The 7,364-nt window shown below is 47.9% G+C and carries 9 protein-coding genes; all 9 read left to right on the top strand.

Annotation, left to right across the window (positions count from 1 at the left end; translation table 11 throughout):
* Positions 1-10: 10 nt before the first annotated feature.
* The gene (locus AC1RR2_RS19340; RefSeq protein ID WP_493223916.1) at positions 11-349 is read left to right on the top strand and encodes a head-tail connector protein; all 339 of its coding nucleotides are present in this window, start codon (positions 11-13) and stop codon (positions 347-349) included.
* Positions 350-709: a phage head closure protein gene (locus AC1RR2_RS19345; protein ID WP_493223917.1), complete on the top strand. Its 360-nt coding sequence runs from the start codon at positions 350-352 to the stop codon at positions 707-709.
* Positions 699-1,259 (top strand): HK97-gp10 family putative phage morphogenesis protein, encoded by a 561-nt coding sequence (locus AC1RR2_RS19350; protein ID WP_493223918.1) that lies wholly within the window; start codon positions 699-701, stop codon positions 1,257-1,259. Before AC1RR2_RS19345 ends, AC1RR2_RS19350 begins: the two co-directional genes overlap by 11 nt.
* The gene (locus AC1RR2_RS19355) at positions 1,256-1,600 is read left to right on the top strand and encodes a hypothetical protein (protein ID WP_493223919.1); all 345 of its coding nucleotides are present in this window, start codon (positions 1,256-1,258) and stop codon (positions 1,598-1,600) included. The genes AC1RR2_RS19350 and AC1RR2_RS19355 overlap by 4 nt, the downstream gene beginning before the upstream one ends.
* Before the next feature lie 64 nt (positions 1,601-1,664).
* Positions 1,665-1,865, top strand: a complete 201-nt coding sequence (locus AC1RR2_RS19360) for a hypothetical protein (RefSeq protein WP_493223920.1) — start codon at positions 1,665-1,667, stop codon at positions 1,863-1,865.
* Between the two features lie 34 nt (positions 1,866-1,899).
* Positions 1,900-2,832: a phage tail tube protein gene (locus AC1RR2_RS19365; RefSeq protein WP_493223921.1), complete on the top strand. Its 933-nt coding sequence runs from the start codon at positions 1,900-1,902 to the stop codon at positions 2,830-2,832.
* Between the two features lie 89 nt (positions 2,833-2,921).
* Positions 2,922-3,248 (top strand): hypothetical protein, encoded by a 327-nt coding sequence (locus AC1RR2_RS19370; RefSeq protein ID WP_493223922.1) that lies wholly within the window; start codon positions 2,922-2,924, stop codon positions 3,246-3,248.
* 50 nt (positions 3,249-3,298) lie between these two features.
* Positions 3,299-3,637 carry a DUF1799 domain-containing protein gene (locus AC1RR2_RS19375; RefSeq protein WP_493223923.1) on the top strand — a complete coding sequence of 113 codons (339 nt, stop codon included), beginning with the start codon at positions 3,299-3,301 and terminating at the stop codon, positions 3,635-3,637.
* Between the two features lie 2 nt (positions 3,638-3,639).
* Positions 3,640-7,364, top strand: a 3,725-nt coding sequence (locus tag AC1RR2_RS19380; RefSeq protein ID WP_493223924.1) for a hypothetical protein, incomplete at its 3' end; no start/stop codon positions are given.

A 7,364-nucleotide genomic window follows, 5' to 3' on the forward strand; every position in this document is an offset into this window, starting at 1 on the left:
GTGAATCAAGATGCTGGTCACAACAGATATTGCGCTTGCACATTGCAATGCAGATAGTTCAGACGGTGCCTTGATTCAGCATTACCTCGAAGCAGCCGAGCAAGAAGCAATCGACTTCATTGATCGCAAGGTCTATGCCGATCAAGCAGCCCTTGATGCAGCTGTTGCGGCGGGTGATGCAGGACGTGCACCGATAGTCGTCACAGCAGCGATTAAGCAAGCGATCTTGCTCATTTTGGGGCATCGCTTTGCCAATCGCGAGGACGTAGTCATCGGCACGATCTCTTCAGAGTTGCCACGTGGCTCCCGCTCTTTGTTGCAGCCATACCGCTATGGCATGGGGGGATAAATGATCCGAGCAGGCAGAATGAATCGCACCATCATCATCGAAGCGCTAAGCCAGTCCAAAGACTCGCACGGCGGCTTAGTTGATACGTGGTTACCAGTGCCGTTTGGCACGTCAACGGATGGCAAATTGCGTGCTGCTGTTGTGCACCTGTCTGGCAAAGAGAAGCGTCTACAAAGTAAGGACGGCACGATCACCGAAGCAGTCAGCGAGTTCACAATTCGCTACAAGTCGGCGATCAATGCAACTATGCGCATCAAGTATGACGATAGTATTTACAACATTAAGCACGTCAATGATCTGAATGGTGCACACCGCATTCAAATCATTACCTGTGATTCGGGGTTAAACGATGGCCGCTGAAAAGATTGAAGGTCTAGGAGAGCTACGCAAAGGCTTTCAATCGATTTCAAAAGACATGGAGTTGCGCACATCGCGAGCGATGGTAGTTGCAGCCGGTGGTGTCCTGAAGAAAGAAGCAAAGGCACTGGCGCAACAGCAAGGCTTGCGAAAAACAGGTGCATTGATCGACAACATCGCGATCAAACGTGAGAAAACACCTGAAGGAATTGCACAGTATAACTTGGGGGTTAGACACGGTAGAGGTCTTGGTAACAAAGCTAAAAAAGTGTTGGCCGTGAAGGCTAACGGCAGGATCGGTGTGAAGTATGTGAATGATCCATTTTATTGGTCGTTTTTGGAATTTGGTCGAAACGTTTATCGTGGTAGTACACGAGCTAGGGTTGAAGCAGTTGGTTTCAACAAGCGACATCGTATGAAGACGACAAAGACAGTGGTTAATAGGACTCAGCCAACACCATTCATCGCTCCAGCTTTAACCAATAAACGGGCAGAGGCAATCGAAGCCATGAAAAAGCGACTGCAAAAGACGTTAGAGAAGGCAAATAAATGAGCATAAAGCAAGCCATCATTACTGCGCTAACGCCAGTTTTAAGTAATACGTGGGCTGTGGAGTTGCCACAAAATCCAACGTGGCCAGCCATCGTCTTTGATATCGAGACGCAACCAGAAAAAGGCTGGGTCATGGGTGGCGGTTATGAGCAGCACACAGTGTCGATCGTCATCCTCGCAAAGACGCAAGGTGAGATATCCGCACTGCACGAGCAGGTCAAAGTCGCAATGAAGGCCGTCGTGGGCTATTTAGAAGACGGCGATCACGGCGATGCAGATTATGAGCCAGATGCAAGCGTCTATGGCTACTACTCAAACCATGTGATCCGCATGCGTCAGTAGTACAGACGTCTGCACAATGATTTTTTCAACGCCCGCCTAGCGGGTTTTTTTATGGGTGAAGCAAATGAAACCAAAGAATCAAGCAAGCACATCGCAATCCGATGTCACAAAGCAAGACACGCAACTGGCTACGCAGCCATTGCTTGAAACACCTTCAGCAACGCAGGCTAAAGCGACCGACGTGCTAGCTCGCGATGACTTCGCTGGCAAGCCCGGCAGCTACGTATTTGACCCGGCAACAGGTCAACGCACCAAAGCGGCATAGGCCGCATTTTTTTTAACGTCAAAAAGGGAAACCTATGTCAAAGCTCTATAAAAGTATTGTCGTGCTAGCCGCACTTCAATCGGTCAACGGTGTAGCCGCCTCGCTCGATGGCACCAAGGCGCTGTTTTGCAGCGGCGTACAGCCACGTCCAGCCGTAGTGGGTAGTGAAGATCGTAAAAACATCAAAGCGCATTTCGGTCATGCTGGTAGTGTGATTACTAATGTCTATTCAGAAGTTGAGTTCCAAGTCGAATTGGCGGCTTCTGGTTCAGCGGGTGTGGCGCCAAAGTGGGGGCACTTAATGCGTGCCTGCGCGATGAGTGAAACCATCACGCCCACAACCAGTGTTGTCTATGCGCCTGTAACTTCTAACGTCACGGATCAGCTTACAATCGAAGTATTTATCGACGGCATCCGCCACCGCATGATCGACGCCAAAGGCACGGTCTCTGTTGAGTTGAAATCAAAGTCAATTTCTTTACTGACATTTAAATTCACAGGTCTGTATGTTGCAGCAGCAGATGCGCCCATGCCAACTGGTGTTGATTACTCTGATTTCACTGATCCAGTGCCGGTGAACTTCACAAATACGCCAACCTGGACTCTGCATGGCGAAAGTGGTGCGCTCGAATCAATCAGTATCGATTGGGCAAATCAAGTCAGCTATCGCAATCTGATTGGGAAGCAAGGTATCCGCATCACTGATCGCCTCCCGACTGGCAATGTTTTGTTGGAGATGGGGACGATTGCTGATAAAAATTGGTTTGATTCCGTCATCAAAGCTGACTTGGGTGAGTTCAATATTGTTCATGGTACGGTAGCTGGGCACATCATCGAGATTGATGCACCCAAAGTGCAGCTGTCTGAACCGTCGTATTCAGATTCAGACGGCGTTTTAATGATCGGTATGAAAACGATGTACAAGCCAGATCTTGGCAACGATGAGTTGATTCTCACATTGCGCTAGCAGTAAAAAAATCAGTCGTACCACACAAAAAGCTCACCGAATCGGTGGGCTTTTTTTATTTCAATTTCAAAATTATTGAAGGAATTATCATGGCATTTCGTCTCACGCAAAAACCAACATTTGTTACTCGTATTGACGTAGAAACAGCAAACGCAAAAGGTGGTTTTGACAGCTCACATTTCATGTGTGAATTCCGTCGCATCGATATGGAAGAGCACCAGCGTTTAATCCAAGAAAAACCAGTAGATTTTCTGCCCAATGTGATAGTCGGATTCACTGAGCTAATTGACGATGACGGTCAACAGGTCGAGTTTAATGAGGTCAATTTGAAAATCTTATTGTCAATACCAAATGTTGTGATCTCACTGAAAAATGCCTTTTGGGCTGCAGTAAATAAGGCGAAAGAAAAAAACTAGAAGCTGCCGCTCGTTATTGGGCAGGTGAGCGAGCAGCGGCAATACGTCAGATGGACAAGAGTGCGATAGACAGTCTGAAAGCATCGGGGGCACCACCCGAGGTGATAGAAGCGGCGCGTAATAAGAGCAAGCCTGTTGATGATGTATGTGATGTATGGGAAGAGAATTGGGAATCGCTTCTATTCTTTCTAGACATCTCAAATCACTGGCATGTTGTCACGAGAGGTCTAGATAGCACGCAGTACCTAGGCCTCAACTACACCTGCATCGAATCAATTGTCCGCACTTTTAAACCTGTTAAAAAAAACAAGCGGCAAGCGCTCTATCGCGACCTTCGCATTATTGAGCTTGCTGCTTTGCCCGTATTAAATAAGCAAAAAAAGGATTGACCATGTCTGCATTGGGTTCGCTCGTCGTGAAGCTCGCATTGGAATATGCTGAGTACACAAAAGGTCTTGATAAATCTAGTCAGGATTCACTTAAATTTGCACAAAACACCCAAAAGCACTTTGATGCAGCAAAAGACAGTGTCTCAGACTTTTTTGCTAATGCGACTCGTGGTGCCCTAGGGTTTCTCGGTGTTGGTAGTGCGATTGAGATGTTTAATAAATCCGTTGAGCAGCTTGCATCGTTGGATGATATGTCTCAGAAGACCGGGTCGTCGGTTGAAAATCTATCGCGATTGCAAAAAGTGGCCGAGATGACGGGCTTCGAATTTGGGAACGTGGATGCAAGCATCACTAAATTGGCAAGAAATCTTGGTGGTTTTGATGAGGAAGGCACTGGTGCATCCAAAGTGTTAGATGCGCTTGGTATTTCTTCGAAAACAGCAGATGGGAATTTGCGCGACACGTCGGAAGTCGTCATTGATATTGCTAATAAGCTCCAAGACTACAATGATGACGCAAGTAAAGCGGCGGTAGCGAACGAATTGTTTGGGAAATCTGGTGCGGACTTATTGCCGTATCTCAATGATGTAGCGGAGAACGTCGAAAAGTTTTCTGGTGCATCAACAGATGCCGCGCAAAAAGCGAGCCAACTGCAAGATAGTTTTGGAGCGTTAAAAGTTGGTGCTGGTGAGTTGTCAACAAAAGTGGCAGTCGAGATGATGCCGATTATGTTAGAAGGATTTAAGGCACTTGTCGTATTGGGCGGTAATGTTGCTTACGTATTTAAAGGTATTGGCAAAGAAATTGGCGGGCTAGCCGCTCAAGCGACTCAATTTGCATCTGGTAACTGGGAGGAGGCAGGCCGCATCGGTGACATGATGAAATCTGAAGCTGAGCAAGGTCGGAAAGAGTTTGATGCTTGGGAACAAAGCATCATGAAGATCGGAACAGCCACGGATAAAGTGAATGAGAAGGTCAAATCGTCTCTCGGCACGATTATGACTGAGCTTGATAAAGTCAATGAAGATTATAGGAAGGCTGAAGCAGAGAGAGAAAAGCGCATGGCGAGGGAGGAGCGTGAGCTAGAGGCGAGAATAAAACAGCGTTCAAAGTTTGTCGAAAGCCTCGAAAAAGAAGTCGCAATGCTTTCCTTAACTGCGGCACAAGCAAAGGTGTATGAGGCTGCTCAGCTTGGCATCACAGGGAAGCAACTAGATAAAGTCAAAGTGCTGACAAAATCTATTGAGGCGCATTCGGCCAACGAAAAGGCGATTGAAAACGAAATAAAAGTATCGCAAGAACACGCTGCACAAAATCTTGAATTTGCGAACACTTTAGAAAAAAACGTCGATGTACTAAAGTCTCAGGTGGAAGCGCAGCTCGACTATAACAACCGCCTCGGCATGTCTAAAGATTCGATTCGCGAGTTGAATGATGCTGAAATCGAGCGTCAAGCAATTGCCAAAGAATCCATGGCAGATGTGCTTGATCAAATCGACTTGACTGGCCAACTAGGTGATAAGTACCGCGAAGAAGCCAAGCTGATTCGTGAGCTTAATTCATTGAAAAATAAGGGAATCGACAAGCAAGAAGAGATCGACAAAGTCAACACAGCTTTGAAAGAGCAAACCGACATCTGGGCGTCAATCGATCGTACTGCGCACGACACGTTTGTCAGCATGGCCGATGGTGGCAAAGAAACGGCTGCGCGTCTCCGTGACACATTTAAAAATATATTTTTTGATTGGCTCTATCAGATGACCATTAAAAAGTGGTTCATCAATGTGGGTGCTGGAGTCTCTGTATCTGCATCGGGTATGGCACAAGCTGCAAGTGATCCATTCAGTCCAGAGTCCGTGATCAATGCTGGTAAAACTATGTGGGAATCGTTTAGCTCAGGTTTCAGTGGGTTCGGCGATAAGATTGCTACGTTTGTCCAATCGGGTCTGGATAAGGCGGGCTTATCAATGAGCGGCGGTGCAAATGGCTCATTCGCTAGCGGCGTTGGTACGTTTTCGAGTTATGGCGCGGGTATTGCGGCGGGGGTGTACGGAGGTCGTGCTATCTCAAACGGTTATTCTGTCGGCGATCATGGTAATGCTTTGGTGAATGTCGGAACAATCGCTGGTGCCTTTTTCGGTGGGCCGATAGGTGCTGCAATCGGTGGGGTAATTGCGGGCGGTCTCAATCGAGCATTCGGCATGCGAGAAAAAGAGCTTGGCGGTCAAACCGTTACTGGTACATTGGGCACGGATAGCTTGATGCGCAATCAATCTTGGTCGCAGTCTGGCGGATGGTTTCGGTCAGATCGATCCGGTGTCTGGTCGTATGGCTTGAAAGATTCGACCGCGATCCAAGATGGTAGAGCCTATGTCGACAGCAATAGTCTCAATTCCGACAAAGCATTATTGGAAATCCTAAACAGCGGCTATGCAGCGATTAAATCAGCATCGAGTGAGTACGCAAAAATATTGGGAATCAACGCGGATAGCATTGCCACGCGCAATGACCAGTTAAACATCACACTCGGGAAAACTGCTGAGGAAAATACCAAAGTAGTCAACGCTGCATTTTCGGCCATCGCTGATTCAATCGCAGAATCACTTTTGCCCGGCATAGATTCGCTGTCAAAAGAAGGTGAGACAGCGAGCGCTACCTTGGCACGTGTTGCGGATAATTTTGGTAGTGTTAATGCGATTTTTAAAGACCTCAATTTAACTTTGTTTCAAACGAATGAGATGGGGATCAAAGCGGCTTCTGGCTTTGCAGATCTGTTCGGTGGCATAGAGAACTTGAGAGCGGCAGGCAATTCGTATTTTGAGAATTTTTATAGCGAAGCTGAACAACAAAAGATCAAGCGTGAGTCGCTCGCTGCAGAGTTGACGAAAGCCGGTGCAGGCGGTTTGGCCACGCGTGATGATTATCGTAAAGCCGTAGAGACTGCTGACAAGTCGGGCAACACTGAGCAACTAGCAGCTTTGCTTAAGTTGAACGGGCTATTTGCAGAGCTATATCCAGCTATCGAAAAAACATCAGACGCGATCAAGACTCAGCAAGCGATCATGTCTGAGCGTGCATCGTTGCAGGATAGATTGAACAGCTTGACGGACACGGCGGCACAAGCAATGGCGCGTCAACGTGATGCCCTCGATGCGAGCAATCGCGGTTTATATGATCAAATACAGGCACTCACAGCACAACGTGAGATCGAAGCGCAAGCAGCACAGAAGGCTGCTGAAATCGCACAGCAAAGAGCGACTTGGCAAGATCAGTTAAACAGCTTGACGGACACGGCGGCGCAAGCAATGGCGCGTCAACGTGCCGCGCTCGATGACAGTGTTAAGGGCATCTACGATCAAGTGCAAGCACTCACAGCACAACGTGAGATCGAAGCGCAAGCTGCACAAAAGGCTGCTGAAATCGCACAGCAAAGAGCGACTTGGCAAGATCAGTTAAACAGCTTGACGGACACGGCGGCGCAAGCAATGGCGCGTCAACGTGATGCGCTCGATGACAGTGTTAAGGGCATCTACGATCAAGTGCAAGCACTCACAGCACAACGTGAGATCGAAGCGCAAGCAGCACAAAAGGCTGCTGAAATCGCACAGCAGCGAGCGACTTGGCAAGATCAGTTAAACAGTTTGACAGACACGGCGGCGCAAGCAATGGCGCGTCAACGTGATGCGCTCGATGACAGTGTTAAGGGCATCTACGATCAAGTGCAAGC

Source organism: Undibacterium sp. GW821-FHT11H02, from assembly GCF_058808015.1.

What these genes read in the sequence shown, in the direction of transcription:
- AC1RR2_RS19360 (WP_493223920.1), top strand. Translation starts at nt 1,665, where the DNA reads ATGAAACCAAAGAATCAAGCAAGCACATCGCAATCCGATGTCACAAAG.
- AC1RR2_RS19350 (WP_493223918.1), top strand. Translation starts at nt 699, where the DNA reads ATGGCCGCTGAAAAGATTGAAGGTCTAGGAGAGCTACGCAAAGGCTTT.
- AC1RR2_RS19365 (WP_493223921.1), top strand. Translation starts at nt 1,900, where the DNA reads ATGTCAAAGCTCTATAAAAGTATTGTCGTGCTAGCCGCACTTCAATCG.
- AC1RR2_RS19355 (WP_493223919.1), top strand. Translation starts at nt 1,256, where the DNA reads ATGAGCATAAAGCAAGCCATCATTACTGCGCTAACGCCAGTTTTAAGT.
- AC1RR2_RS19370 (WP_493223922.1), top strand. Translation starts at nt 2,922, where the DNA reads ATGGCATTTCGTCTCACGCAAAAACCAACATTTGTTACTCGTATTGAC.
- AC1RR2_RS19340 (WP_493223916.1), top strand. Translation starts at nt 11, where the DNA reads ATGCTGGTCACAACAGATATTGCGCTTGCACATTGCAATGCAGATAGT.
- AC1RR2_RS19345 (WP_493223917.1), top strand. Translation starts at nt 350, where the DNA reads ATGATCCGAGCAGGCAGAATGAATCGCACCATCATCATCGAAGCGCTA.
- AC1RR2_RS19375 (WP_493223923.1), top strand. Translation starts at nt 3,299, where the DNA reads ATGGACAAGAGTGCGATAGACAGTCTGAAAGCATCGGGGGCACCACCC.